Here is a 23,673-nt window from a genome sequence, read left to right on the forward strand (position 1 = left end):
GGGCATGGACGACCAGATCGCAGAAGCCCCGAAGCGCAAACGTTCCGGTGGACGGCGCGGCCATCAGGACCGCGCGGGCACCGCGATCATCGAACAGATGCCCTTTCGCCAACCGCGCAATCCCGACCGCCCGACCGAGCCGCTGGACGAGGACGGCATCGCCGCGATCCATGCGGGCGTGCTTCGCATCCTCTCGGAGATCGGGATCGAGTTCCTCAATCCCGAGGCGGTCGCCCACCTGAAGCGGGCGGGCTGCAAGGTCGAGGGCACGAACGTCAGGATGGACGCGGATTTCGTGACCGAGATGGTCGCCCGCGCCCCGTCGGAATTCACGATCACGCCGCGCAATCCCGACCGCATGTTGCGCATCGGCGGCAACTGGATGGCGTTCGGCAATGTCTCGAGCCCGCCGAACTACTGGGATCTGACGACCGGCAAGGTGTCGGGCACGATGGACCGCTATGTCGAGCTCATCAAGCTGACGCAGTATTTCAACTGCATCCATTTCGCCGGCGGCTACCCGGTCGAGGCGATCGACGTTCATGCGAGCGTGCGCCATCTCGACTGCCTCTATGAAAAGCTCGTGCTGACCGACAAGGTCGTCCACGCCTATTCGCTGGGCCGCGAGCGGGTCGAGGACGTGATGGAGATGACCAGGATCGCGGGCGGTCTCACCCACGAGGAGTTCGAGGCGACCCCGCGGATGTACACCAACATCAACTCGGTCAGCCCGCTGAAGCACGATTTTCCGATGCTCGAAGGCGCGATGATGCACGCGATGCGCGGCCAACCGGTCATCGTCACACCCTTCACGTTGGCCGGTGCGATGGCCCCGGTGACCATGTCGGGTGCGGTTGCGCTCAGTCTCGCCGAGGGGCTCGCCGCCATCGCGCTCCTCCAGTTCATCGCCCCCGGCGCGCCCGTCGCGATCGGCACGTTTACCTCGAATGTCGACATGAAGAGCGGGGCGCCCGCCTTCGGCACGCCCGAATACATCCGCGCCACCCAGATGACGGGCCAGATGGCGCGGTTCTACGATCTTCCGATGCGGGCGTCAGGCTCCTGCGCGGCCAACGTGCCCGACGGTCAGGCCATGTGGGAGACGACCGCCGCGCTCTGGTCCGCGGTCCAGTCGGGGACGAACATCATCTACCACGCCGCGGGCTGGCTTGAGGGCGGCCTGATCGCCAGCCCCGAGAAATTCGTCATGGATTGCGAGGTTCTCCAGCAGATCCAGCGGTACTTCGACCCGGCCATCACCGCGACCACGCCCGAGGATATCGGTGTCGATGCGATCCGCGAGGTCGGGCCGGACGGGCATTTCTTCGGCTGCCAGCACACCCAGGACCGCTACCAGACGGCCTTCTACCAGCCGTTTCTGTCGGACTGGCGCAACTACGAGGCATGGGACGCCGCGGGGGCGGTCTGGACGCCGCAACGCGCTTACGACCTGTCGCGCCGCATCATTGACGAGTTCGAGGCCCCGGCCATGGACGCGGCCATCCGCGAGGAATTGCAGGACTTCGTTGCCCGCCGGAAGGCCGAGGGCGGCGCACCGACGGATTTCTGATCGCCCGTTGAACCCGTCTTAACGGATGGCGTGGCAGGCATCTGCCATGATCTCTCGGGACGACCCCTGATGCATGGCCTGATGTTCAAGGCGGCCGAAGGCTACGTGACGGCCAATCACGGGGCCGAGCTGTGGACGCGGGTCACGCAGGCGGTGGGGATACCGTTCGACCGGTTTCATTCCATGCGATCCTACGACCCTGATCTGATGGTCGCGCTGATGGACGCGATCTCGCACGAACTGGGCCGTAGCCCGCCCGCCGTGATGGAGGATATCGGCCATTGGATCTGCGTCCATCCGCCGCTCGACGGGGTGCGCCGCCTGATCCGGTTCGGCGGTCCCAGCTTTGAGGATCTGATCCTGTCGCTCGACGACATGCGCGGCCGGGTCCGCATGGCCCTTCCCGATCTGGAGCTGCCGACGCACCGCGTGCGCGAGCTGGGAAATGGCGAATACGAGATCGACTCCGAGTACTGGATGCTGGGCGTGTCCGCCGTCACGACGGGTATGCTCCGGGCGATGGCCGACGATTACGGCACGCTCGCCGTGATCCGGGTCAAGAACTATGGCTGTATCGACGGCGTCTGGCACGAAACGGTGTCGGTCAGCGTCGTCGATCCGGATTTCCAGGCGCCGCGCGACTTCCGGCTGAGCGGGGCCGCATGACCGAGATGCAGATCTCCGTGGATGCGCTGGACGCCTTGTTGCCCCTTGCCATCGCCTTCGATGCGGAAGGTCGTGTCGACCATGTCGGGCCAACGATCGAGAAGATGGCGCCGGGCGGGCTGGGCCGACCGCTGGCCGAAATCATCCGCCTCAGGCGCCCGGACCGTCCGGTCACGGTGCCGTGCCTTCTGGCCGATACGCGGCGCCGCCATGTTCTCGAACTCCGACTTGAACGGAGCGGCGCGCCGGATCTGGCGCCGACGCGGCTGCGCGGGCTGGTGGTCGGGCGCGGGGACGGCGGCGGCGTGATCCGCCTCGGACTCGGGACGACGGTGGCCGAGACGGTCGCGCGCCATGACCTGACGGTGCACGACTTCGCCACGACCGACCCCACGATCGAGTTGCTCTTCGTGATGGAAGCGCAGCGCGCGATCCTGACCGAGTTCCGCAGGCTCGACCGCCGGATCGAGGAGGCGCGCCAACGCGCCGCCCGCCAGGCCGAGACCGATCGCCTGACGGGGCTACGCAATCGCCGCGCCATGGACAGCCATCTCGAACGACTGATCCAGAATCCGGGGGCGGGCTTCGGGCTGATGCAGCTCGACCTCGATCACTTCAAGGCCGTGAACGACACGCTCGGACATGCGGCGGGCGACCGCGTCCTCGAGGAGGTGGCGCGCATTTTGGGCGAGGAGACCCGGAAGGCCGACATGGTCGCGCGGATCGGCGGCGACGAGTTCATCCTGCTGATCGCCGATTGTGCAGACCCGGACCTGCTGCGCACCATCGCCGAACGGATCATCGCCCGGCTGGGCGAACCGATCGATTGGCACGGAACGCTCTGCCACATTTCGGGCAGCATCGGCGTCACGCTGTCGCGCGACTATGACGCCCCGGCGCCCGCGCGCATGATGGCCGATGCAGATGCCGCACTCTATGCCTCGAAAAACGCCGGTCGCGCCCGCGTGTCCTTCGCCGCCCCGTCGGCCACACCGAACTGACCGGCGGCAGGCGGAGAGGGCGAGGGCGCGGCCTGCGACCACTCGTCGAGGATCAAGCGACGTACCGATCCAGCCGGTCTGCCGGGCGAAAACGAGTCTAAACCTTGGGGAATAACCAGTGGCAGCCCGTAGGGGAATCGAACCCCTCTTTCCAGGTTGAAAACCTGGCGTCCTAACCGATAGACGAACGGGCCACGCTGGCGTGAGCGGTTCTTAGGCGACGGTCCCAAACGCTGCAAGCGGTTTTTCCGTCGCCGTCGCGTGGCTCATCCGCCCTCGGTTTCCGAGGCCAGCGCGACGTCTTCGACCTTCAATTGCGCGGTTTCGCGGCCCTGCCAGCGATTGAGTTCGACGCGCCCCGCGACATGGATCGGAGCACCCGCGGCCCGGTCGATCGCGGCGGCGATCCCGCTTGTGCCGGCGCGAAACGCGATCGCGTCGAGACGGGTCGGGCCGCCATCGCCGAGGGTGAGCTTGAGGTGGTCCTCGCCCACGGGATGTGCATGGGCGACGCGCAGGTCCGGGAACGCGAAGCGCGGCGCCGATGCCGCCTGTCCGAAGGGCCCGGCGGCGTTGAGCGCGCGCACCAGCTCGGGCGTCACCGCCCCCGGCATCAGCGTCCCGTCGATCCGCAGATCGCCGGGCCGCCCCAGCGCCGCGTCCTGCCGCGCGATCAATTCGCCCAGGCGCGCCATGGCGCCGTCGATGCGCGCCGCCTCGACGGTCAGGCCTGCGGCCATCCGGTGCCCGCCGCCCTTTACGAGCCACCCCTCGGCGGCGAGCCGCTGGATCGCCGCACCCAGATCGACGCCCGAGACGGAACGCGCGGAACCCTGGCCCAGGCCATCCTCGCGCAGGCCGATCACCACGGCCGGCCGGTGGGTGGCCTCCTTCAGGCGCGCGGCGGCGATGCCGACGACGCCCGGGTGCCAGCCCTCGCCTGCCGCCCATGCGACCGTGCCGTCGCGGGTGGCGGCCTGCGCCTTGGCGGCTTCGGTCACGCGGGCCTCGATGGCGCGGCGCTCGCCATTGAGCGCATCGAGCCGTTCGGCCAGGGCGGCGGCCTCGGACGGGTCGCGCGTCGACAGCAGCCGCGCGCCCAGATCGGCCGCCCCGATCCGTCCGCCCGCATTGATGCGGGGCCCGAGCAGGAAGCCCAGATGATAGCTCGACGGCGGCCCGTCCAGCCGCGCCAGGTCGCCCAACGCCACGAGACCGGGCCGCGCACGCCGCGCCAGCACCGTCAGACCCTGCTGCACCAGCGCGCGGTTCACGCCCACGAGCGGTGCGACATCGGCCACGGTTGCAAGCGCCACGAGGTCCAGCATCGCCATCAGATCCGGGCCTGACCGGCCGTCCGCGCGCAACCGGCGATTGGCTTCGACGAGCACGAGGAACACGACCGCCGCCGCGCAAAGATGGGCAAGGGTGCCGTCCTCGTCCTGCCGGTTCGGGTTCACCACGGCCAGCACGTCGGGCAGCGTTTCCGCGCCGAGATGGTGGTCGAGGACCATCACGTCGGTCGGCCCCGCGGCGGCCAGCGCCTCGTGCGAGAGCGTGCCGCAATCCACGCAGATGATCAGGTCGTGATCCGCCGCCAGGGCTGCGATGGCGGGCGCGTTGGGGCCATAACCCTCGTCGATGCGGTCGGGGACATAGAGCGTCGCGGTCCTGTCGAGCGCGCGGAGCCACCAGACGAGAAGGGCGGCCGAAGACGCCCCGTCGACGTCGTAATCCGCGAAGATCGCGATCCGCTGGCGCCCGGCAACCGCCGCCAGCAGCCGATCGGTCGCGACGCCCATGTCGCGCAGGGTCATCGGATCCGGGAGCAGGTCGCGCAGCTTCGGCGCAAGAAAGCCCGGCACCTCGTCGGGGAGAACGCCGCGCCGCGCGAGGTGCCGGGCGAGCGCGTGGGGCTGCCCGGTCTGTGCGATCGCTTGCGCCAACCGGTCCTGCTCGGGATCGAGCCCGGTCCAGCGGCGACCGGTGGCCGAGGCGGCGACGCCCAGCCAGGGCGCGTCGCCCATCAGACCGGGTTGCGGTAGGTCATGCGTCGGACCGACCCGGTCTTCGAGCGCATCAGGATCGTCTCGGCCGTTAGGTAGCCGACCTCGCGCCGTATACCCGCCAGGATCGAGCCGTCGGTGACACCGGTCGCGGCGAAGATCACGTCTTCGGTCACCATGTCGTCGCGGGTATAGACCCGGTCGAAATTGGTGATCCCGGCCTTCTTCGCGCGCCCCCGCTCGTCGTCGTTGCGGAAGGTCAGGCGTCCGAACATCTGGCCCCCCATGCATTTCAGCGCAGCGGCCGCGAGCACGCCCTCGGGCGCGCCGCCCGAGCCCATATACATGTCGATGCCGGTCTTCTGCGCCTCGGCGGTGTGGATGATGCCCGCGACATCGCCATCGGTGATCAGGCGGATCGCAGCGTCGGTGCTGCGGATCTCCTCGATCAGGTGCTGGTGGCGCGGCCGCTCGAGGACGCAGACGGTGATATCTTCGGTCGAACAGCCCTTGGCCGCGGCCAGCGCGTTCACCCGCTCGGACGGGGTCATGTCCATGGTGACGACTCCGGTGCGATAACCGGGCCCGACGGCCAGCTTGTCCATGTAGACGTCGGGCGCGTGCAGCATCGATCCGCGCGGCCCCATCGCGATGACGGTCAGGGCGTTCGGCATGTCCTTGGCGGTCAGCGTGGTCCCTTCCAGCGGGTCCAGCGCGATATCGACCTGGGGGCCGTTGCCGGTGCCGACCTCCTCGCCGATGAAGAGCATCGGGGCCTCGTCCCGCTCGCCTTCGCCGATGACGACGGTGCCCGCGATGTCGAGCAGGTTGAGCTGGTCGCGCATGGCGTTGACCGCGGCCTGGTCGGCGGCCTTCTCGTCGCCGCGCCCGATCAGGCGGGCGGAGGCGAGGGCTGCGGCCTCGGACACGCGGGCCAGGCCCAGGGACAGCATCCGGTCGTTGAAATCGGGTTTGGTCATGTCGTGTCGCGTCCTTCGGTCGGGCTCGGCTCGGGGTTACGGGTGCGGCGGCGAGGGGGCAAGCGGTCAGACATCCTCGGAGGAGGCGGCCCAGAGATTGAGGCCCTTTTCGCCGGCGAGCGCGTCGATCCGGGCCAATTCGTCTTCCGAGAATTCGAGATTGCCGACGGCGCCGGCGCAATCCATGACCTGTTCGGGGCGCGAGGCGCCGATCAGCGCGGTCGTCACGCGGCCGCCCCGCAGCACCCAGGCCAGCGCCATCTGTGCGAGCGTCTGGCCGCGCGCGGCGGCGATTTCGTTCAGCCCGGTCAGCGCTTCGATCATCTCGGGCGTGACCGTGTCGGGGTCGAGCGACTTGCCCTGAGAGGCACGGCTGCCCTCGGGGATGCCGCCGAGATATTTCTTCGTAAGAAGGCCCTGCGCCAGCGGCGTGAAGGCGATCGACCCGATGCCTTCATCCTCCAGCGTGTCGAGGAGGCCGTCGCGTTCGACCCAGCGGTTGAGCATGTTGTAGCTCGGCTGGTGGATCACGCAGGGCGTCCCCAAATCGCGCAGGATCGCTGCCGCTTCGCGCGTGCGCTCGGAGTTGTAGGACGAAATCCCCACGTAAAGCGCGCGCCCCGACCGGACGATATGGTCGAGCGCGCCCATCGTTTCGTCCAGCGGCGTGTCGGGGTCGAAGCGATGGCTGTAGAAAATGTCGACATAGTCGAGGCCGAGGCGCTTGAGCGACTGGTCGCAGGAGGCGACCAGATACTTCCGGCTGCCCCATTCACCATAGGGGCCGGGCCACATGTCGTAGCCTGCCTTGGACGACACGATGAGTTGGTCGCGCAATCCGTGGAACTCTTCGCGCAGGATCTGCCCGAAGGCGGTCTCGGCCGAACCCGGTTCGGGGCCGTAATTGTTGGCGAGGTCGAAATGCGTGATGCCATGGTCGAAGGCCGTCGTGCAGATCTCGCGCTTGAGCGCGTGGGGCGTGTCGTCCCCGAAATTGTGCCAGAGTCCCAGCGAGATCGCGGGCAGGCGGAGACCCGACCGACCCGACCTGCGATAGACCATCCGGTCGTAGCGGTCCGCGGCAGGGCGGTAGGCGGGCCTGAAGACTTTGGGTTTGCGGGCCATGGTGCCTCCGGTTGTCAGGTGTTCTGGATCTGGAGTGCGACGGGCTCGCCCGACACGACGCCGGTGTCCATGACGCCGCCCAATGCGCCGGCGAGATCCGAGGGCGGGCAGGGATGGGTCACGATCAGGACGGGCGCGTCGCCTGCCGCATGGTCGTATTGGCGCATCCGGTCGATCGAGACGCCGTGCTGTCCGAGGACGGTCGCAACGCGCGCCAGCGCGCCGGGCTCGTCCTTCAGTGTCAGGCGCAGGTAATGGGCGCAGGCCGTGGCCGCGTTGGCGCGGACCGCGCGGGCCAGCGTCGCGGCGGGCCGTCCGAAGGGCAGGGGGACCAGCCCCCGCGCGATGTCGGCCACATCGGCCATCACGGCGCTGGCGGTCGGGCCTTCGCCCGCGCCTGGGCCCTGCAGAACGATCTGGCCCACCGCGTCGCCTTCGATCACCACCATGTTGGCGCCGCCCTCGAGCTGGCCCAGCGGACTGTTCTCGGGAACGAGGGTGGGGCGCATGGATTGCTCGATACCGCTTTCGGTGCGCGCGGCCACGCCCAGGAGCTTGATGCGGTAGCCCATGTCGCGGGCACGGCGGATGTCGTCGATCGAGACGCGCTCGATCCCCTGAAGCTGGACGCCGTCGAAATCGACCTGCGTCCCGAAGGCGATGGCCGAGAGGATCGCCAGCTTGTGACCCGCGTCGATACCGCCCACGTCGAGCGTCGGATCGGCTTCGAGATAGCCGAGTCCGTTCGCCTCCTCGAAAATGTCCGCATAGGGCAGACCCGACGATTCCATCCGCGTCAGGATATAGTTGCAGGTGCCGTTCATCACGCCCATCACGCGGGTGACCTCGTTGCCGGCAAGCCCTTCGGTCAGCGCCTTGACGCAGGGGATGCCGCCCGCGACCGCCGCCTCGAAGCGGAGCGCCGCGCCGCTGGCCTCGGCCCTCTCGGCGAGGTCCTGGCCATGCAGGGCCAGCATCGCCTTGTTCGCCGTCACGACAGGTTTGCCTGCGTCCAGTGCCGCCTCGACCGCCGCCTTGGCCGGTCCGTCCGACCCGCCGACCAGCTCGACGAAGAGGTCCACGTCGTCGCGGCGGGCCAGCGCGACTGGATCGTCCTCCCACGCGTAGTCCGACAGGTCGACGCCGCGATCCTTGTTGCGGGTCCGGGCCGAGACGGCGGCGATCTCGATCCGGCGCCCGGTGCGCGCGGCCAGAAGGTCGCCGTGGCCCTGGACGATCTTGACGACGCCCGCACCGACGGTGCCGAGACCCGCAATCCCGAGGCGAAGGGGGGTGGTCATGGCATGGGCTCCGTCGTGAATTGTCTTTGGCCGACGGGGTATCGGGTCGCGCGCCGGGGCGCAACGCGACGCTCAGACCTCGGCGGCGCGCAGTTCCGCGGCGCGGGCGCGCAAACGGCGACCCCGTTCGGCCAGATCGCCCGTGGCGGGTCCGATGATGCGCCGTCCCGACAGGCGCGCCCCCCGCGCCAGCAGCGCGTCCTGCGCGACCGCGGCGCGCGACGGACGGGCCGCCTCGGCCAGAAGCGGCGTCAGCGGCACCAGCTCGGGGAAGGCGCTGACCTGTGCTGCGGCCGAGATCGTGCCGTCCGCCGGTGGCAGGTCCGGGGCGCAGGCAGCGAGGCACGGGATCAGAAGAAGGACGCGGATCATCGCGCCGACGTTAGGCGGCGCCTCGAAGGGCGACAAGGGCGCTGGAATTGAACGCTCGTTCGGTTTATCCCCGAGGGATGGCCCGACCCAGCGGATCCGATGCCGGCGTGACCGGCCCGCGCGTGCGGCAGGCGGCGGAACGGCTCTTTGCGCGGTATGGCTATGCCGCCGTCTCGATGCGGCAGATCGCGGCCGAAGTCGGGATCGGGGCCGGGGCGCTCTACCATTACACGCCCGACAAGCAGGCGCTTCTGGCCGACATGATGCGCGCCCATCTCGAAGGCCTGCTCGACGCCTGGCACGCGGCCGATCCGGGCGGCGACCCCATCCGGCGGCTGGACGCCTTCGCGCGGTTCCACATCCGGTTCAACCTCGACCGGTCCGACGCCGTCTTCGTGGCCAACATGGAGCTTCGCGCGCTGGAGCCGGGGAATTTCGAGGAGATCGAGACCCTGCGCCGCCGATACGAGTCCGTGCCCGAAGAAATCGTGAGTGCGGGCGCCGCCGCCGGCGTGATGTCCGCGCCCGACGTCAAACTGGCCGGGATGGCGCTGATCGCGATGCTGACTGGCGTGAACACGTGGTTCCGCGATGGCGGGCGACTGGATCGCGCCGCCGTCGAGGCGATCTATGCCGACATGGCGCGCGGCATGGTGGGCGCGTGACCGGCGATCAGGCGCGTTCGGAATATTCCATCGTCTCGGTGTTGACGACGATATCCTCGTCCTGACCGACGAAGGGGGGCACCATCACGCGCACGCCGTTGTCGAGAAGCGCAGGCTTGAAGCTGTTGGCCGCCGTCTGACCCTTCACGACTGGCTCGGTCTCGACGATCTTGCAGGTGACCTTCTGCGGTAGCGTCGCGTTCAGGGCCTCTTCGTCGTAATATTCGACCACGACCATCATCCCGTCCTGCAGGAAGGGCCGTCGCTCGCCTAGGATGTCGGCATCGAGCTCGACCTGATCGTAGGTCGTCGTATCCATGAACACGAGCTTGCCGTCGCTTTCATAAAGGAACTGCTGGTCCTTCTGCTCCAGCCGGACGCGTTCGACCTTGTCGGCCGAGCGGAAGCGTTCATTGAGCTTCGAGCCATTGCGCAGGTTCTTCATCTCGACCTGCGCGAAGGCGCCGCCCTTGCCGGGCTTGACGTGATCGACCTTCACGGCCGACCACAGATGGCCGTCATGCTCGAGGACGTTACCGGGACGGATTTCGTTGCCGTTGATCTTGGGCATGGGCTCGCTCGCAAATCTGTGTCGCGGGCTTCTATCGCTCCGCGTCCGCGCGAACAAGCGAGGTCGAACCTTGTCAAAAATATGACGAAAACTTGAAAGATTTTCGGGCGGTCCCATATCTAGTCCCAGAACCGGGGCGTTGAGGCCCTCATTTGGTATGCCAACCGGATCGGCATTCCGCTGCTGCAAGTGAGGTATTCCGAAAACGCATAGCCCGAATCGTGGCGAAGCGTGTTAGGACGGCGCACCGGGGAAGATGCAAGAGCAAATGGAGAGTGCGCGAATGACCGATTTCGTCGATGCCACGGCGTTCAATTTCGAACAGGGGCAGCGTGCGCGCAAGCTCTTCGCTGCCGTCGTTCTTGCCGCGCTGGACGACGCGATCTCCGATGACAAGAAATACGGCAATGGCCCCGAGCAGATCGCCCGCTGGGCGCGCTCGCGCGATGGCCGCGAAGTTCTGTCCTGCGCAGGCATCGACCCGAACGAGCGGGTCGTCTCAGGCCTGATGGAATTCGTCAGCCGCGGTGTCCGGACCTCGGTCGCCCTCTCCCGCGAGGAGAGCGAGCGCCGCCAGGCCGCCGAGATGGCCGAGGCCGCCGAAGCCGCCTGATCGCGCGCGACATACCTCTTCGCTGAAAGCGCCGCGTCCGAGATCGGATGCGGCGCTTTTTTCGTCAGGCCATCGGCGTCAGCGCGGCGTCAGTCGAACTCGTCGGAGTTGAGCAGCTGGCGCAATTCGCGCCGAACCAGCTTTCGCACGTTGCGTGTGATCCGCTCGCCCAACTCGCCCGCAAGTTCCTGCCGCACGATTTCGGCGATGAGGTCGCGCAGGGCGTCGTCCCCCGGAATTGCGTCGACCACGTCGGAAAGGTCGGTCGCATCCTCCTCCGCCGCAGTTTTCTCTGCCTCGCGGACCTTGCTGGCGCCGGCCATCTCGGGCTGCATCACCTCTTCGATAGGCGCGATCTCGGGGCCCATGGCCTCCGCTTCACCTTGGTAGTCGGTATCTTCGGCATAGTCCTCGGGCACGGGCGAGGCGGCGGCTTCGGCGACGTCGCTGGCCAGTTCGGCATCGTCCCAGTTGGCCATCGGTTCGGCCTCGAGATCGGTCGAGATGGCCGAGATCTCGTCGGGCACGGCATCCGTGAAGCTGCCCGCGTCGCGGCCATCCCGCTCTTCCTGGGCGAGGGCGCGGATCATCTGGAACGGGTCTTCAGGTTCGGTGACGCGCTGCTTCGGATCGAGCACCAGCGCGGTCTCGGACGTCCCGGTCGTCGCATCATCGGTCGGCGCAATCGCCTCCTTGGCCGCATCGGTGGCCACGAGCCTGCGAATGGAGGAGAGGACGTCTTCGATGTCCTGTGGCTGGGCCATGCTCTGTCTCCAAATCGTCCGCACGTCTGTCGCCACGGTAGCCAGATCGAACCGGGCGCGTCCACCGCCCGCAGGCGGCCTTCGCCCGGAACCGTTCAGTTGCGACCGAAACGCCGCAGCACGCTGTCGAGGCGACCGCCCTGCTCAGAAGGCGAGATCGCCGGGGCGTTCGACACGAGGTTGTAATAGGCCTCGGGGGCGTAGCGCTCGACCGACAGGCCGAGGTGATCGGTCGTCATCAATCCCATCGCCGTCAAGACGCGGTAGACCGCGACCTGCGCATCGCTTTCGGCCTGCAGAAGCGCCGTGCGGGCATCGAGCAGTTCCTGCTCGGCGTCGAGCACGTCCAGCGTCGTACGCGCCCCGAGCGATGCTTCCTCGCGGAAGCCTTCGAAGGCCAGCTGGGCGGATGTCACGCCTTGGCGCGTGGCGGTGATCTGGGCCTGCGCGATCTGCAACCCGGCCCAGGCCCGGCCGACATTCTCGGTCACGGCGCGTCCCGTCTGGGCGAGTTCGGACCGCGTGGCCTGCGCCCGCGCGATGGCCTGCCGGTTCAGCGCGGACAGGCGTCCGCCCGAATAGATCGGGACGTTCCCCGTGACCGTGGCCCCGAGCGACGTCGTATCGGGGCGGGCATAGGTCAGATTGCTGCGCAGCGAGATGGAGGGCAGTCGGTCGGCCTCGGCGGCTTCGGCCAGAAGGCGCCCGGCGGTCACTTCGTGCTGACCGGCGAGGATCAGCGGATGGACCTGCAGGGCCAGCGTCTGCGCGCGCTCGACATTCGCGGGCAGGGCGGGCGGCGGCGGCGGGGCGGCAAGGGTGCCGGTCGGAAGCTCGCCCACGGCCAGGCGATAGACCTCGCGCGCGATGTCGACCTGTCCGCGCGCGGCAGCGAGCTGCGACTGCGACGTGGCGAGGCGCGACTGCGCGATGGCGACGTCGGTCCGCGTGACCTCGCCTACCTCGAACCGGTCGCGCGCGGCGGCGAGCTGCTGGTTGATGACGCGGACGTTGTTGGCGCGCACGTCCACCGTGCGCACCGCGAGGCGCAGATCGAGATAGGCTTCGGCCGCGGCCAGCAGCACCGACTGTTCCTGCTGGACGAGACCGTAGCGCGCGGCGAGCACCGCTTCCTTGGCCGCGCCGATGCGCAGGTGGCGCTGTCCGCCGTCGAGGATCGTGTAGTTCAGCACCAGCCCGAGCGATGCCCCGGTGGTGGTCGCGGCACCGAACCCGGTGTCGCGGTAGGTCTTGGAATATTGCGACTGGAAATCGACAGAAGGCCGCAACGCTGAAACGGCCACCGCTACGTCCTCGTCGGTGGCGCGCAACAGGTAGCGCTGCTGCTCGAGCTGGGGCGAGGAGCGGTAGGCGCGGATCAGCGTGTCGGTCAGCGTCTCGGCGGCGGCGGGCAGGGCGAACACCGCGATGGCGCAGGCCCCGGCCAACCGGCGCATGATGCGAAGGGAGGCCGTCATAGCACGAAACTCTTGATGCGGCCGAAGCCGGTTAGCACGGGCGCGCCCGCGTTGAAGGCATATCGCCAGGACAGGCGGCCGTCGATCCTGTGGCCGACCCGGACCGCGCCCAGCGTTCCTTCCGCGAAGATCGCCGCCATGCGGCCGCCTTCGCCCAACTGGTCGGTCAGCGCCTCGGGGATGTCCTCGACACCGCCCTCGATCAGGATCACGTCGAACGGACCGGCCTTCTGGGCGCCCTCGGCCAGCGGCGCGTCGATCACGGCGGCATTCATCACGCCCTGCGCGGCCAGCGCCGCTTCGGCATCCGCGACGCGCTGCGCGTCATCCTCGACCATCACGACTGAATCCGCCATCCGCGCCAGCACGGCCGTCGAGTAGCCGAGGCCCCCGCCCACGATCAGCACCTGATCCGTGGCATCGATATCCAGCGCGTCGAGAATCTTGGCGAAGACCCGCGCGTCGGGCATCTCGCGGCCATCGGCGAAGGGCACCGGCGCGTCCATATACGCGACGGGCTGGGCCGCTGCGGGCACGAAGGCTTCACGCGGGACGTCGAGCATCGCCGCGATGATCGGGAACTTCGTGACATCCGACGGGCGCACCTGCGTGTCGACCATCATCGTTCGGAGGGGCTGCGTAGACGGCATCTCTTTGTCTAAACCTGACGGTTCAATTTCACTCCCTACTCTGAAAGCATGTCTCCCTTATCCACGCAACGCGAAAGGCCGTGCGCGTGGCTTGCGGGCGACGGTGCGAGGTTGTAATGCACCGCCACCACCTGGGGCGAGTTGGCGGAGTGGTTACGCAGCGGATTGCAAATCCGTGCACACCGGTTCGATTCCGGTACTCGCCTCGGTCGGAATCCCCTTGTTTTGCGGACGCATCCCCTTGCGGCCACCGGCTTGCGGCGGCACCGTCGCGCGATGGAAACCCATTCCGACATCCGCGATGCCGTCCGCGCGCTCTGTGCCCAATTTTCGCCCGAATATCACCGCCGCATCGACCGCGAGCGGGGCTATCCCGAGGCCTTCGTCGACGCATTGACGCAGGCCGGCTGGCTGGCCGCGATGATTCCCGAACGCTACGGCGGCTCGGGCCTCGGTCTGTCGCAGGCCTGCGCGATCATGGAAGAGATCAATCGCTCGGGCGCGAATGCGGGCGCGTGCCATGGCCAGATGTACAATATGGGGACCCTGCTCCGGCATGGCTCGGAGGCACAGAAGGCCCGCTGGCTGCCGCAGATCGCGGACGGGTCGCTCCGGCTTCAGTCGATGGCCGTGACCGAGCCGGGGGCAGGCACCGACACCACCCGGATCCGCACCACCGCGCGGCGCGAGGGCGACCGCTGGATCGTCGACGGCCAGAAGGTCTGGACCAGCCGAGTTCAGCATTCGGACCTGATGATCCTGCTGGCCCGGACCGCGCCGCGCGACGCGGGTCCGAAACCCTCGGCGGGAATGACGGTCTTCCTCGTGGACCTTCGCGATGCAATCGGGCGCGGTCTGACGGTCAAACCGATCGAGAACATGGTCAATCACGAGACGAACGAGCTGTTCTTCGACGGGCTTGAGGTGCCGCATGAGAACCTGATCGGCACCGAGGGGCAGGGGTTTCGCCACATCCTCGACGGATTGAACGCCGAACGCACGCTGATCGCCGCCGAATGCATCGGCGACGGGCGCTGGTTCGTCGATCGGGCCACGGAATACGCGACGGATCGCGAGGTGTTCGGTCGCCCGATCGGTCAGAACCAGGGTGTCGCGTTCCCGCTGGCCGAAGCACATATCGAGGTCGAGGTTGCGGACCTGATGACACGCCGCGCGGCCGCCCTGTTCGACGCCGGAGATCCCTGCGGCCCCGAAGCCAATATGGCCAAGTACCTCGCCGCGAAAGCCTCTTGGGAGGCGGCGAATGCCTGCGTCCAGACCTTCGGCGGCTACGGCTTCGCCACCGACTACGATGTCGAGCGGAAGTTCCGCGAAACAAGGCTCTACCAAGTGGCGCCGATCTCTACGAACCTGATCCTCTCCTACATGGCCGAGCACGTGCTCGGCTTGCCCCGGTCGTTCTGATGCGCCCCCTCGAAGGCATCACCGTCGTCGCGTTCGAACACGCCATCGCGGCGCCCTTCGCCACGCGCCAGATGGCCGATATGGGCGCACGGGTCATCAAGATCGAGCGGCCCGGCGCGGGCGATTTCGCGCGCGGCTACGACACGCGGGCCCGCGGTCTCAGCAGTCATTTCGTCTGGACCAACCGCTCGAAGGAAAGCCTTGCGCTCGATCTGAAGCACCCCGAGGCCGCAGCGGTCCTCGACGCGCTGGTGGAGCGGGCCGATGTCGTGGTCCAGAACCTCGCGCCGGGTGCCGCGGCGCGGCTGGGCCTCGGCTGGGACGCGGTCAATGCGCGCAACGGATCGGCCATCCTCTGCGATATCTCGGGCTACGGGCCGGGGTCGTCGCGCAAGGCTTACGACCTGCTGATCCAGGCGGAAGCGGGACTCCTGTCGGTGACCGGCACGCCCGAGGTGCCGTCCAAGGCGGGGATTTCGGCCGCGGACATTGCCGCCGGGATGTACGCGCTGACCGGCGTGCTGGGCGCGCTCATCCAGCGGGGGCGAACGGGGCAGGGCACCCATGTCGAGATTTCGATGATGGGCGCGTTGGCCGAATGGATGGGCTACCCGATGTACTACGCGATGGACGGCGCCACCGCGCCGCCGCGCGCGGGTGCCGCGCATCCGACGATCTATCCCTACGGGCCGTTTCGCGCCTCCGACGGGCACGTGATCCTCGGGCTTCAGAACCCGCGCGAATGGCGGGCGTTCTGCGAGGGTGTGCTCGGCGAGGCCGCGCTGGCTGATGACCCCGATTTCGCCACCAACAGCGCCCGCGCCACGCGATCGGACGAGCTGCGCGCGCGGATCGAGACGTGTTTCGCGGATGTCACCTGCGCCGAGGTGATGGCGCGGCTGGACGCGGTCGGCATCGGCAACGCCCGGCTGCGCGACGTGGGCGATCTCTGGTCGCATCCTGCCCTTGCGGAGCATTGGCACCAGGTCGACACGCCAGCGGGCCCGATGCCCGCGCTCGCACCGCCGGGCCAGAGCGATCCGCGCATGGATCCGGTGCCGGAGGTCGGGGCGCATAGCCGCGCGATCCTGGAGGAGTTGGGCTTCGACGCGGACAGTCTCGCGGCGTCCGGCGCGATCTAGCGCATCCCGACGAGGGCCAGGCCGACAACGATCAGCATCGACGCCGCCATGGCGATGTTGATCGCACGCTGCGTTCCGGGCGCGAGGTCCAGCCGCCGGAGTGCGACCCCGGCCCAGAGCCAGCCGAGATGGATCGGTATCCAGATGGCGTTGAGAATGACGATCTTGATGAGCGCCTCGGCCAGCGGCGCGTCCGTCATGAAGGGAAACCCCGAAAAGAGCGCCGTGTTCACCGCGTAGGCCTTCGGGTTGATCGCCTGCAGCGCCAGCCCGTCGCGTAGGCCGGGGGGCCGCGCGGCTTCGATGAAGGCCAGCTTCGAGCCCGCCGTCGCGATGCGCAGCGCGAGATAGAGCAGGTAGCCCGTCGAGGCGAGCATCAGGACCGTGCGGATCGCGGGCTCGGCCAGAACCAGCGCCGCGAGGCCGGTCACCACCGCGAGGCCCACGGCGAAGTTTCCGAGGAACAATCCGGTGACGTAGCGCAGGCCCGCCGGGGCACCGAACGCGCTGCCGACCCCTGCCGTCGACAGGACGCCGGGGCCGGGCGTCACGATCAGGAAGAACACCGCGGCGGCGAAGGTCAGCATAAGCGAGTCATTTCGTATCAGAGGGTTGTGGCGCGACCTTGATGTCGGGACGCTCGCGCCACCAGATCACGAGGCCCGCGGCCGCGATCACGCAGGCCCCGATCACGGTCTGCGCGTCGGGGACCGTGCCGAAGACCAGAAACCCCGCCACCGCGAGGTAGATGATGAAGGAATAGCTGAACGGCATCAGCACGCTCGACGGTGCGTAGCCATGGGCGATGCCGAAGAAATGGTGCCCGAGCCACGCGAAGGCCCCCAATCCGATCATCAGCCCCCAGTCGAGCGTCGTCGCGGGCGGTGTCCAGAGCCACCATGCCGCGGGCAGGAGCGCCACCGCGCCCACCAGACCGGCGTAGAGCTGCATCGTGCGCGGTGCCGCGACCCCGGAAAGCTTGCGCGTGACGATCGAGTAGAGCGCGAATGACGTGGCCGCCGTCAGGATCGACAGCGCCGCCCAGTGGAAGTCGCCGGACCAGGGACGCACCACGATCAGCACGCCCGCGAACCCCATCAGGATCGCGGACCAGCGCCAGCGCCCGACCCGTTCGCCCAGAAGCGGCACCGACAGCGCGCAGACGATGATCGGCGAAGAGAACATGATCGCCGCCGTGACCGTCAGGTCGAGATAGGCGAGGCCGATGAAGTTGCAGACCGTCGAGATCGCCAGCAGTGCCCCGCGGCCCAGCATCGCCAGCGCCAGCGGCATCGGCGCGGTGAAGCCCGAATGATCGCGCCCCATCATCGGCCCGGTCGAAAGCGCGAGATGCGTCGCGTAGCGCATGAAGGCCAGTTGCAGCGCCGGAAGGCCGGCGAGGGAGAGCCATTTCACCGACGTATCCGTCAGCGAGAACAGCAGATACGCGAGGAGCATGAGGGCGATCCCCCGCCGTGCATCATCGATCCGCGGGCGGGCCAGATGCGAGACGGGGGCGTTTGCCATGGCGCGTCAGGCCTTGAAGCGGTCGGCGTAGAAATCGACCATCTGCGAGACCATGCCCTCGCCGCGACCGTCCTCGATCGCGGCCGACATCGCGCGATGCGCGCCGTCGGACATGATCGTCTCGGCGCCCAGTCCGGCGGCCATTTCGCGGTAGTAGCCGACATCCTTGTGGCCGTTGCGGATCGAGAAGGCGAGCTTCGTCGCATCGCCCTCGACGGCGTAGGCCTTCACGAACTCCATCATCCCCGACCGGAGCGGTCCGGCGGCCATCACGTCGAACAGCGCCTGCCGGTCGACGCCGGCGCGGTCCGCCATCGCAAACGCCTCGGCCATGGCGTTGGCGACGGTCATGCCGAAGAAGTTGTTGATGAGCTTGATCGTGTGCCCGGACCCGACCTCGCCCAGGTGGAAGACGTTCTCGCCCAGATCGTCCAGGATTGGGCGCACGGACGCGAAGGCGGCCTCGCTGCCGGCGCACATGATGTTGAGCTGCCCCTCGCGCCCGTGGCTCGGCGTCCGGCCCAGCGGCGCATCGAGATAGGTGCCGCCCGCCTTGGCGACTTCCGAGGCGAGGCTCCGGGTCGAGCCGGGCAGGGAGGTGCCGAAATCGATCACGGTCGCCCCGTCCCGCAGGCCCGCGATCACGCCATCGGGTCCGTGCATCCGCGCCTCGACCTGTTCGGAGGTGCCCATGCAGAGCATCACGATGTCGGACGCCTCGGCGACGTCGCGGGCGGTGTCGGCCTCCGTCGCGCCGCGCCCCAGAGCGGCCTCGACGCCGGTGCGGTCGCGATTGCCGAGCACGGTGAGCGTATGGCCCTTGTCGAGCAGACGCTGGACCATGGCCGAGCCCATGAGGCCGAGGCCGATGAATCCGATCTTGGGTTGGGTCATGATCTGTCTCCTGCAGGGGTCAATCGGGGCGCAGCGCGTCGAGCGCGGCCAGCGTGGGCGCGGGGTCGGGGCGGTGGCCGGTATAGGCGGTGAAGCTGTCCATCGCCATGTGACGGAAGAGGTCGAAGCCGGTCATCACCGAAAGCCCCGCACGCCGCGCGTCGGTCAGGAACGGCGTGTTCGTTGGCGTATAGACCGCGTCGAACGCCCAGGCTTGCCGGCCGAAGAGGGCGGCGGGAATCGCCGTGCCCGGATGGCCGTGCATTCCCAGCGGTGTTGCGTTCACGAGCCCCTCGGCCGCGCGGACGGCATCGGCGGCCGCCGCGGCGGGGATTGCGCTTGCGCCCGTCAGGACCGCCAGCGCCGATGCGGCCGCGGCGTTGTGGTCCCAGATCGTGACAGGCCCAGCACCGAGCGCGATCAGCGCGGGCACGACGGCGCGCGCGACACCCCCCGCGCCGGCCACGGCGACCGACCCCGGCGGTCGGTCCATGACGGCGCGCCACGCGGCCAGAAAGCCCGTGAAATCGGTGTTGTGCCCCCGGATCGGCGAGAATGTCAGCGTGTTCGCCGCGCCCAGCGTCTCCGTCCCCGAGACCATCCGGTCCCCCGCCCAATCGGCGGCATGCGGTTTCCAGGGATGGGTCACCGTGACGCCGTCCCAGCCGTCGAGGCGCAGCATCTCGACCGTATCGTCGAAGTCGAACTCCGGGTCGGCATCGCTGTCGATGGCGGTGAACGCGAGCGTCATTCCGTGGGCCACGCACATGATCTCGAGCGCCGCCGAAAGACGCGACGCACCGATGCCCGCCCCGATCAATCCGCAGCGGAGGGTTCGGCTCACATCACGGCCCCGATCTGCCAGGGGACGAACTCGTAGTCTCCGAGGCCCTGCGCCTCGGATTTCGACATCTCGCCGGAGGCGACGCGCAGGAACATCTCGTAGATCTCGCGCCCCTTCGCCTCGACCGTGGAACCACCCGTCAGGATGTCGCCGGCGTTGACGTCCATGTCCTCGGGCATCCGGTCGAACAGGGCCTGGTTGGTCGCCACCTTGATCGTCGGCGCGGGCTTCGAGCCGAAGGCCGAGCCGCGGCCCGTGGTGAAGCACACGAGATTGCAGCCGCCCGCGATCTGGCCGGTGACGCTGGCGGGGTCGTAGCCGGGGCTGTCCATGAAGGTGAAGCCCTTCGCGCGCACGGGCTCGGCGTATTTGTAGACGCCGGTCAGCGGCGTCGTGCCGCCCTTGGCCGCGGCGCCGAGCGATTTCTCGAGGATCGTCGTCAGGCCGCCCTTCTTGTTGCCGGGGCTGGGATTGTTGTCCATCGAGCCGCGATTGCGGGAGGTGTAATCCTCCCACCAGTGGATCAGGCCGACGAGCCGATCTCCAACCTCCCGGCTGGCGGCACGGCGGGTCAGCAGATGCTCGGCGCCGTAGATCTCGGGCGTCTCGGCCAGCACGCCGGTCCCGCCCTGCGCCACCAGGAGGTCGCAGGCATGGCCCAGCGCCGGGTTGGCGGTGATGCCCGACCAGGCGTCCGAGCCGCCGCATTGCAACGCGACCGTGAGGGCGGAGGCGGGGCAGCGTTCGCGCACTGCCTTGTTGGCGATGGGCAGCATCGCGCGGACCTTCTCGATCCCGACCTCGATGGTGCGGCGCAGGCCCGCGACGTTCTGGATGTTCATGGTCTGGAAGGTCGGTCCCTGCTTCAGGCCATATGCCTCGAGCAGCCAGTCGATCTGGTTCATCTCGCAGCCGAGCCCGACCATCAGGACGGCGGCGTGGTTGGGATGCTTGGCATATCCCCACATGACGCGCTGCAACGCCTCGAACCCGTCGCCGTCGCCCGCCATGCCGCAGCCGGTGCCGTGGACGAAGGCGACCACGCCGTCGACATTCGGATAGGCCGCCAGCTCCTCGGGGCCGAAGGCGTCCGCGATCCGACGCGCGGCCGTGGCCGAGCAGTTCACGCTCGTGACGACGGCCACGTAATTGCGCGTGCCGACGGCGCCGCCGTCGCGCCGATAGCCCATGAAGGTGTCGCCGGTCGCCGGGGGAACGGGGCGCAGATCGGTCCCGAATTCGTAGGCATGATCGGTCGCTGCGAAGGCGCAATTCTGCGTGTGGACATGCGCGCCCGGCGCGATCTCCTCGCTCGCGTAGCCGATGATCTGACCGTACTTTCGGATCGCGTCCCCGGTCGCAATCGCCGCCGTCGCGACCTTGTGGCCCGAGGGGATCAGGGCGGCGGCGGTCGTGGTCTCGACCGTCGTGCCGACCTCCAGCGCGCGGGTGGCGGTGACGACATTGTCGTCGGGCGAGAGGCGGATCACATCGGCCATGACATCAGGCGCAATGCGGGCTGGTCGAATCCCAGCGGTGGAGCGGAATATGGGCGCGCGCGGCGGCATCCGCGCGGGCCGCGCGCCAGGCGTCACGCTGCGTCTTCCAGTCGGGCGCGGGCGCGCCGCGCACGGGGAAGGCCGGAAAGTGGGCGCGTCCGGTCGGCTGTCCGGTCCGCTGGTAGCGCAGATCGAAGCTCCAGCGAAAGCCGTCGGTGACGTTGTCGCGGGCGGCATGCGGGATCATCGGGTCGAGGAGGACGATGCCCCCCGCGCGCACCGGCAGGGGCAGGGCGCGCGCCTCGTCCAGAAGCTCCGGCGGGATCGAGGTCTGCTCGAGCGGGCAATGCGGCAGCATGTCCTGATCGGGGTCGAGCGGCAAGGCGACCATGCAGCCGTTCTCGGGCGTTGCATCGGTCATCGCGACCCAGATCGTGACCATCTTCGTGTCGTCCGCATCCGCACGGGCCACCGCGCGATCCTGATGCCAGAGCGTGTGGGTGATGTGGGCCGGGGCGCCCTCGGCCACGGTGACGGCCGGGGGTTTTATGCGCAGGTGCTGGATCGGGTTCGATGTGACCTCGGGGCCGACGATCTGCGCCGCGATCTCGACCAGTGCGGGCGCGGTCAGGAGCGCGTGGACTGCCGGGCCGTAATGGAACGGCGTGTCGGCCGCGATCCGGTCGCCCGGCAGGGTGATGTCGAGATGCTGGAACCAGTCGACGCCTGCCTCGTGAACCGCGCGCAACGTCGGAAGGAATCCCCCCCGCCACGCGATCCCTTGGGCCTGCGCGAACTTGCGCAGGACGGTCGCGTATTCGTCCTCGACCGCATCGCGGAGGTCCTGCGGCACGACATCCTCGACCGCGAGGCATCCGCGGCGTCGGAAGGTGGCGATCTGGGACTTGGTCAGCATCGGGTCACTCCAGCAGAAGCGTGACGATCGGCGGCCAGAGCAGCAGCACCGTGAGCGCCAAAAGTTGCAGGCAGATGAACGGCAGGAACCCCTTGAAGATATCGGTCAGCGATATGTGCGGCGGGGCCACGGACTTGAGGTAGAACGCGGCCGGGCCGAAGGGCGGCGACAGGAAACTCACCTGCATGTTCATACAGAAGAGCACCCCGAACCACACGGCCAGATAGCGCGGCTCGACATGGCCGAGAAAGCCGATCTCCTCGATCGGGAGGCGCTGCACGATGGGTAGGAAGACCGGGATGATCAGGAGCACGATCCCGACCCAGTCCATGAACGCGCCCATGATCAGCAGGATCAACATCATTACGAGGATGATGCCCATCGTCGGAAGGTCGGCGGCAAGGATCAGGTTCGCCACGTAGGTCGGACCGCCCGCGATGGTGTACGCACCCGCGAGCGTCGCCGCGCCGATCGTCACCCAGATGATCGTGCCCGTCGATTTCAGCGTTCGCAGCAGGCTGTCCCAGACCAGCTCCACGCTCGCCTCACCCCGAAAGACCGAGATCACGAAGACCGCAACGACGCCCATTCCGGCCGCCTCGGTGATCCCCGAGATGCCGCCGTAGATCGAGCCCATGACGACGCCGATGACCACGACCGGCGCCACGAGGCCCTTGCCCATCTGCCAGCTTGTCTTTGCGCGGGCGGTGCCGAAGACGAGGAAGATCAGCGCCAGCGCGGCGGCGACGATGACGCCGAGCCAGATGACATGATGCGGCTGGCCCAGCGCGATCGGGTCGACGCCCTCGAGGACGGCGTTCTGGCCGGTGACGGTGAAGAACGCGGCGCGCAGGAACAGCGCCGTGCCGAAGCCCGCCACGAGGATCGTCAGGAACGACAGGAACAGGAGGCGCTTCTCGCCCTTGGGCGGATCGTTGGGGTCCTCGGGCGGCAGGGGCGCCAGCTCGGGGTTCATCCGGGTGCGGACGAAGATGTAGATCATGATGAACGCGGCCAACATGAAGCCCGGAACGAAGGCCGCCGTGAAGAGCGCCTTGATCGAGGTCTCGGTGATCAGCCCGAAGATGATGAGCACGATCGAGGGCGGGATCATCGTCCCGAGGCACCCGCTGGCGCAGATCGTGCCGATGGCGAGGTTCTGGTCATAGCCCAGCCGCAGCATCTGGGGCAGCGCGATCAGGCCCAGCAGGACGACCTCGCCGCCGATGATGCCCGACATCGCGGCCATGACGACCGCCATGATCGAGGTGACGATGGCGATGCCGCCCCGCGTCCGACTGAGCCAGACGTTGAGCGACGAGTACATGTCCTTGGCGATGCCCGAGCGCTCCAGAAGCGCGGCCATCAGGATGAAGAGCGGGATCGAGATCAGGACGTAATCGGTCAGCAGGCCGTATATTCGCTGGGCCAGAATATTGAGCGGCCCGGACCCGAATCGGCCGGTCAGCATGCCCTCGCCGAACTCCCATGGTGCGGTCAGCAGCGCAGGCTCGAACCGCATCACGAGGACGAGCACGGCCAGCACGGCCGAAGCCAGCCCCAGCGGCATCCCGATCGCCAGAAGCAGCATCAGCGCTACCAGCAAGACCAGGGAAATCGTTCCGACGTCCATTCCGTTTCTCCCTCAAGGATGCCCCGTTCGG

At 68.3% G+C, this 23,673-nt stretch carries 23 protein-coding genes and 2 tRNA genes; 8 read left to right on the top strand and 17 right to left on the bottom strand.

Translation table 11 applies throughout. The features are described from left to right. The first annotated feature begins 4 nt into the window (after positions 1-4). The 3 genes from Q0833_RS06160 (at position 5) to Q0833_RS06170 (ending at position 3,237) form a co-directional block, all read left to right on the top strand. Positions 5-1,570 carry a trimethylamine methyltransferase family protein gene (locus tag Q0833_RS06160; RefSeq protein ID WP_298431311.1) on the top strand — a complete coding sequence of 522 codons (1,566 nt, stop codon included), beginning with the start codon at positions 5-7 and terminating at the stop codon, positions 1,568-1,570. A gap of 69 nt (positions 1,571-1,639) precedes the next feature. Further along, entirely contained in the window at positions 1,640-2,236 is a 597-nt protein-coding gene (locus Q0833_RS06165; protein ID WP_298431313.1) for a heme NO-binding domain-containing protein, read from the top strand. Further along, on the top strand, positions 2,233-3,237 hold the full coding sequence (locus Q0833_RS06170; RefSeq protein WP_298431315.1) for a GGDEF domain-containing protein: 1,005 nt from the start codon (positions 2,233-2,235) through the stop codon (positions 3,235-3,237). Before Q0833_RS06165 ends, Q0833_RS06170 begins: the two co-directional genes overlap by 4 nt. A 119-nt stretch (positions 3,238-3,356) precedes the next feature. Here Q0833_RS06170 and Q0833_RS06175 read toward each other — a convergent pair. The 6 genes from Q0833_RS06175 to Q0833_RS06200 all read right to left on the bottom strand — a co-directional run bounded on the left by Q0833_RS06175 (position 3,357) and on the right by Q0833_RS06200 (position 9,021). Next, positions 3,357-3,431: transfer RNA gene (locus Q0833_RS06175), tRNA-Glu, on the bottom strand. 72 nt (positions 3,432-3,503) lie between these two features. After that, positions 3,504-5,264: a single-stranded-DNA-specific exonuclease RecJ gene (gene recJ / locus Q0833_RS06180; protein WP_298431317.1), complete on the bottom strand. Its 1,761-nt coding sequence runs from the start codon at positions 5,262-5,264 to the stop codon at positions 3,504-3,506. Continuing rightward, positions 5,264-6,223: a class II fructose-bisphosphatase gene (glpX, locus tag Q0833_RS06185; RefSeq protein WP_298431319.1), complete on the bottom strand. Its 960-nt coding sequence runs from the start codon at positions 6,221-6,223 to the stop codon at positions 5,264-5,266. Before glpX ends, recJ begins: the two co-directional genes overlap by 1 nt. Before the next feature lie 66 nt (positions 6,224-6,289). After that, positions 6,290-7,348, bottom strand: a complete 1,059-nt coding sequence (gene mgrA, locus Q0833_RS06190; protein ID WP_298431321.1) for an L-glyceraldehyde 3-phosphate reductase — start codon at positions 7,346-7,348, stop codon at positions 6,290-6,292. A 14-nt stretch (positions 7,349-7,362) separates the two neighbouring features. Next, on the bottom strand, positions 7,363-8,649 hold the full coding sequence (locus Q0833_RS06195; RefSeq protein ID WP_298431323.1) for a homoserine dehydrogenase: 1,287 nt from the start codon (positions 8,647-8,649) through the stop codon (positions 7,363-7,365). Positions 8,650-8,721: 72 nt separating this feature from the next. Next, positions 8,722-9,021 carry a hypothetical protein gene (locus Q0833_RS06200; protein ID WP_298431325.1) on the bottom strand — a complete coding sequence of 100 codons (300 nt, stop codon included), beginning with the start codon at positions 9,019-9,021 and terminating at the stop codon, positions 8,722-8,724. Between the two features lie 77 nt (positions 9,022-9,098). Between Q0833_RS06200 and Q0833_RS06205 the strand changes: the two genes are divergently transcribed. Beyond that, positions 9,099-9,686 (top strand): TetR/AcrR family transcriptional regulator, encoded by a 588-nt coding sequence (locus tag Q0833_RS06205; RefSeq protein ID WP_298431328.1) that lies wholly within the window; start codon positions 9,099-9,101, stop codon positions 9,684-9,686. 7 nt (positions 9,687-9,693) lie between these two features. Here the strand turns inward: Q0833_RS06205 and efp are convergent, their stop codons facing one another. Beyond that, positions 9,694-10,257 carry an elongation factor P gene (gene efp / locus Q0833_RS06210; RefSeq protein ID WP_298431330.1) on the bottom strand — a complete coding sequence of 188 codons (564 nt, stop codon included), beginning with the start codon at positions 10,255-10,257 and terminating at the stop codon, positions 9,694-9,696. Between the two features lie 283 nt (positions 10,258-10,540). Between efp and Q0833_RS06215 the strand changes: the two genes are divergently transcribed. Further along, on the top strand, positions 10,541-10,870 hold the full coding sequence (locus tag Q0833_RS06215) for a DUF6280 family protein (RefSeq protein WP_298431332.1): 330 nt from the start codon (positions 10,541-10,543) through the stop codon (positions 10,868-10,870). Positions 10,871-10,959: 89 nt separating this feature from the next. Here Q0833_RS06215 and Q0833_RS06220 read toward each other — a convergent pair whose 3' ends face one another. The 3 genes from Q0833_RS06220 to Q0833_RS06230 all read right to left on the bottom strand — a co-directional run bounded on the left by Q0833_RS06220 (position 10,960) and on the right by Q0833_RS06230 (position 13,735). Next, complete coding sequence (locus tag Q0833_RS06220) at positions 10,960-11,634, bottom strand: hypothetical protein (RefSeq protein WP_298431335.1); 675 nt, start codon at positions 11,632-11,634, stop codon at positions 10,960-10,962. Between the two features lie 95 nt (positions 11,635-11,729). Further along, entirely contained in the window at positions 11,730-13,112 is a 1,383-nt protein-coding gene (locus Q0833_RS06225; protein ID WP_298431337.1) for a TolC family outer membrane protein, read from the bottom strand. Next, positions 13,109-13,735 carry a protein-L-isoaspartate O-methyltransferase gene (locus Q0833_RS06230; protein ID WP_298431339.1) on the bottom strand — a complete coding sequence of 209 codons (627 nt, stop codon included), beginning with the start codon at positions 13,733-13,735 and terminating at the stop codon, positions 13,109-13,111. The genes Q0833_RS06225 and Q0833_RS06230 overlap by 4 nt, the downstream gene beginning before the upstream one ends. Before the next feature lie 162 nt (positions 13,736-13,897). On the opposite strand from Q0833_RS06230, the gene Q0833_RS06235 reads away from it, so the two are divergent. The 3 genes from Q0833_RS06235 to Q0833_RS06245 all read left to right on the top strand — a co-directional run bounded on the left by Q0833_RS06235 (position 13,898) and on the right by Q0833_RS06245 (position 16,329). Then, positions 13,898-13,968, top strand: a tRNA-Cys gene (locus Q0833_RS06235). Positions 13,969-14,038: 70 nt separating this feature from the next. After that, positions 14,039-15,187 carry an acyl-CoA dehydrogenase family protein gene (locus Q0833_RS06240; RefSeq protein WP_298431341.1) on the top strand — a complete coding sequence of 383 codons (1,149 nt, stop codon included), beginning with the start codon at positions 14,039-14,041 and terminating at the stop codon, positions 15,185-15,187. Further along, positions 15,187-16,329, top strand: a complete 1,143-nt coding sequence (locus tag Q0833_RS06245; RefSeq protein ID WP_298431343.1) for a CaiB/BaiF CoA-transferase family protein — start codon at positions 15,187-15,189, stop codon at positions 16,327-16,329. The genes Q0833_RS06240 and Q0833_RS06245 overlap by 1 nt, the downstream gene beginning before the upstream one ends. On the opposite strand, the gene Q0833_RS06250 is transcribed toward Q0833_RS06245, so the two are convergent. Genes Q0833_RS06250 through Q0833_RS06280 form a run of 7 tightly spaced genes read right to left on the bottom strand, consistent with a single transcriptional unit; the run spans position 16,326 to position 23,642 of the window. After that, on the bottom strand, positions 16,326-16,916 hold the full coding sequence (locus Q0833_RS06250) for a LysE family translocator (protein WP_298431345.1): 591 nt from the start codon (positions 16,914-16,916) through the stop codon (positions 16,326-16,328). The two genes, Q0833_RS06245 and Q0833_RS06250, sit on opposite strands and share 4 nt — an antisense overlap. Before the next feature lie 7 nt (positions 16,917-16,923). Continuing rightward, entirely contained in the window at positions 16,924-17,856 is a 933-nt protein-coding gene (locus tag Q0833_RS06255) for a DMT family transporter (protein ID WP_298431348.1), read from the bottom strand. A 6-nt stretch (positions 17,857-17,862) separates the two neighbouring features. Next, positions 17,863-18,750 carry an NAD(P)-dependent oxidoreductase gene (locus tag Q0833_RS06260; protein ID WP_298431349.1) on the bottom strand — a complete coding sequence of 296 codons (888 nt, stop codon included), beginning with the start codon at positions 18,748-18,750 and terminating at the stop codon, positions 17,863-17,865. Between the two features lie 19 nt (positions 18,751-18,769). Beyond that, positions 18,770-19,594, bottom strand: a complete 825-nt coding sequence (locus Q0833_RS06265; RefSeq protein ID WP_298431351.1) for a hypothetical protein — start codon at positions 19,592-19,594, stop codon at positions 18,770-18,772. After that, complete coding sequence (locus Q0833_RS06270; RefSeq protein WP_298431353.1) at positions 19,591-21,093, bottom strand: UxaA family hydrolase; 1,503 nt, start codon at positions 21,091-21,093, stop codon at positions 19,591-19,593. Before Q0833_RS06270 ends, Q0833_RS06265 begins: the two co-directional genes overlap by 4 nt. Before the next feature lie 4 nt (positions 21,094-21,097). Then, on the bottom strand, positions 21,098-22,009 hold the full coding sequence (locus Q0833_RS06275) for a phytanoyl-CoA dioxygenase family protein (protein ID WP_298431355.1): 912 nt from the start codon (positions 22,007-22,009) through the stop codon (positions 21,098-21,100). A 4-nt stretch (positions 22,010-22,013) separates the two neighbouring features. After that, entirely contained in the window at positions 22,014-23,642 is a 1,629-nt protein-coding gene (locus Q0833_RS06280) for a TRAP transporter large permease subunit (RefSeq protein WP_298431357.1), read from the bottom strand. Positions 23,643-23,673: the final 31 nt, after the last annotated feature.

The organism is uncultured Jannaschia sp. (assembly GCF_947503795.1).
Lineage (GTDB): Bacteria > Pseudomonadota > Alphaproteobacteria > Rhodobacterales > Rhodobacteraceae > Jannaschia.

Coding starts and splice junctions, on each gene's coding strand:
- Q0833_RS06160 (WP_298431311.1), top strand. CDS start 5: ATGGACGACCAGATCGCAGAAGCCCCGAAGCGCAAACGTTCCGGTGGA.
- Q0833_RS06165 (WP_298431313.1), top strand. CDS start 1,640: ATGCATGGCCTGATGTTCAAGGCGGCCGAAGGCTACGTGACGGCCAAT.
- Q0833_RS06170 (WP_298431315.1), top strand. CDS start 2,233: ATGACCGAGATGCAGATCTCCGTGGATGCGCTGGACGCCTTGTTGCCC.
- recJ (WP_298431317.1), bottom strand. CDS start 5,264: ATGGGCGACGCGCCCTGGCTGGGCGTCGCCGCCTCGGCCACCGGTCGC.
- glpX (WP_298431319.1), bottom strand. CDS start 6,223: ATGACCAAACCCGATTTCAACGACCGGATGCTGTCCCTGGGCCTGGCC.
- mgrA (WP_298431321.1), bottom strand. CDS start 7,348: ATGGCCCGCAAACCCAAAGTCTTCAGGCCCGCCTACCGCCCTGCCGCG.
- Q0833_RS06195 (WP_298431323.1), bottom strand. CDS start 8,649: ATGACCACCCCCCTTCGCCTCGGGATTGCGGGTCTCGGCACCGTCGGT.
- Q0833_RS06200 (WP_298431325.1), bottom strand. CDS start 9,021: ATGATCCGCGTCCTTCTTCTGATCCCGTGCCTCGCTGCCTGCGCCCCG.
- Q0833_RS06205 (WP_298431328.1), top strand. CDS start 9,099: ATGGCCCGACCCAGCGGATCCGATGCCGGCGTGACCGGCCCGCGCGTG.
- efp (WP_298431330.1), bottom strand. CDS start 10,257: ATGCCCAAGATCAACGGCAACGAAATCCGTCCCGGTAACGTCCTCGAG.
- Q0833_RS06215 (WP_298431332.1), top strand. CDS start 10,541: ATGACCGATTTCGTCGATGCCACGGCGTTCAATTTCGAACAGGGGCAG.
- Q0833_RS06220 (WP_298431335.1), bottom strand. CDS start 11,634: ATGGCCCAGCCACAGGACATCGAAGACGTCCTCTCCTCCATTCGCAGG.
- Q0833_RS06225 (WP_298431337.1), bottom strand. CDS start 13,112: ATGACGGCCTCCCTTCGCATCATGCGCCGGTTGGCCGGGGCCTGCGCC.
- Q0833_RS06230 (WP_298431339.1), bottom strand. CDS start 13,735: ATGATGGTCGACACGCAGGTGCGCCCGTCGGATGTCACGAAGTTCCCG.
- Q0833_RS06240 (WP_298431341.1), top strand. CDS start 14,039: ATGGAAACCCATTCCGACATCCGCGATGCCGTCCGCGCGCTCTGTGCC.
- Q0833_RS06245 (WP_298431343.1), top strand. CDS start 15,187: ATGCGCCCCCTCGAAGGCATCACCGTCGTCGCGTTCGAACACGCCATC.
- Q0833_RS06250 (WP_298431345.1), bottom strand. CDS start 16,916: ATGCTGACCTTCGCCGCCGCGGTGTTCTTCCTGATCGTGACGCCCGGC.
- Q0833_RS06255 (WP_298431348.1), bottom strand. CDS start 17,856: ATGGCAAACGCCCCCGTCTCGCATCTGGCCCGCCCGCGGATCGATGAT.
- Q0833_RS06260 (WP_298431349.1), bottom strand. CDS start 18,750: ATGACCCAACCCAAGATCGGATTCATCGGCCTCGGCCTCATGGGCTCG.
- Q0833_RS06270 (WP_298431353.1), bottom strand. CDS start 21,093: ATGGCCGATGTGATCCGCCTCTCGCCCGACGACAATGTCGTCACCGCC.
- Q0833_RS06275 (WP_298431355.1), bottom strand. CDS start 22,009: ATGCTGACCAAGTCCCAGATCGCCACCTTCCGACGCCGCGGATGCCTC.
- Q0833_RS06280 (WP_298431357.1), bottom strand. CDS start 23,642: ATGGACGTCGGAACGATTTCCCTGGTCTTGCTGGTAGCGCTGATGCTG.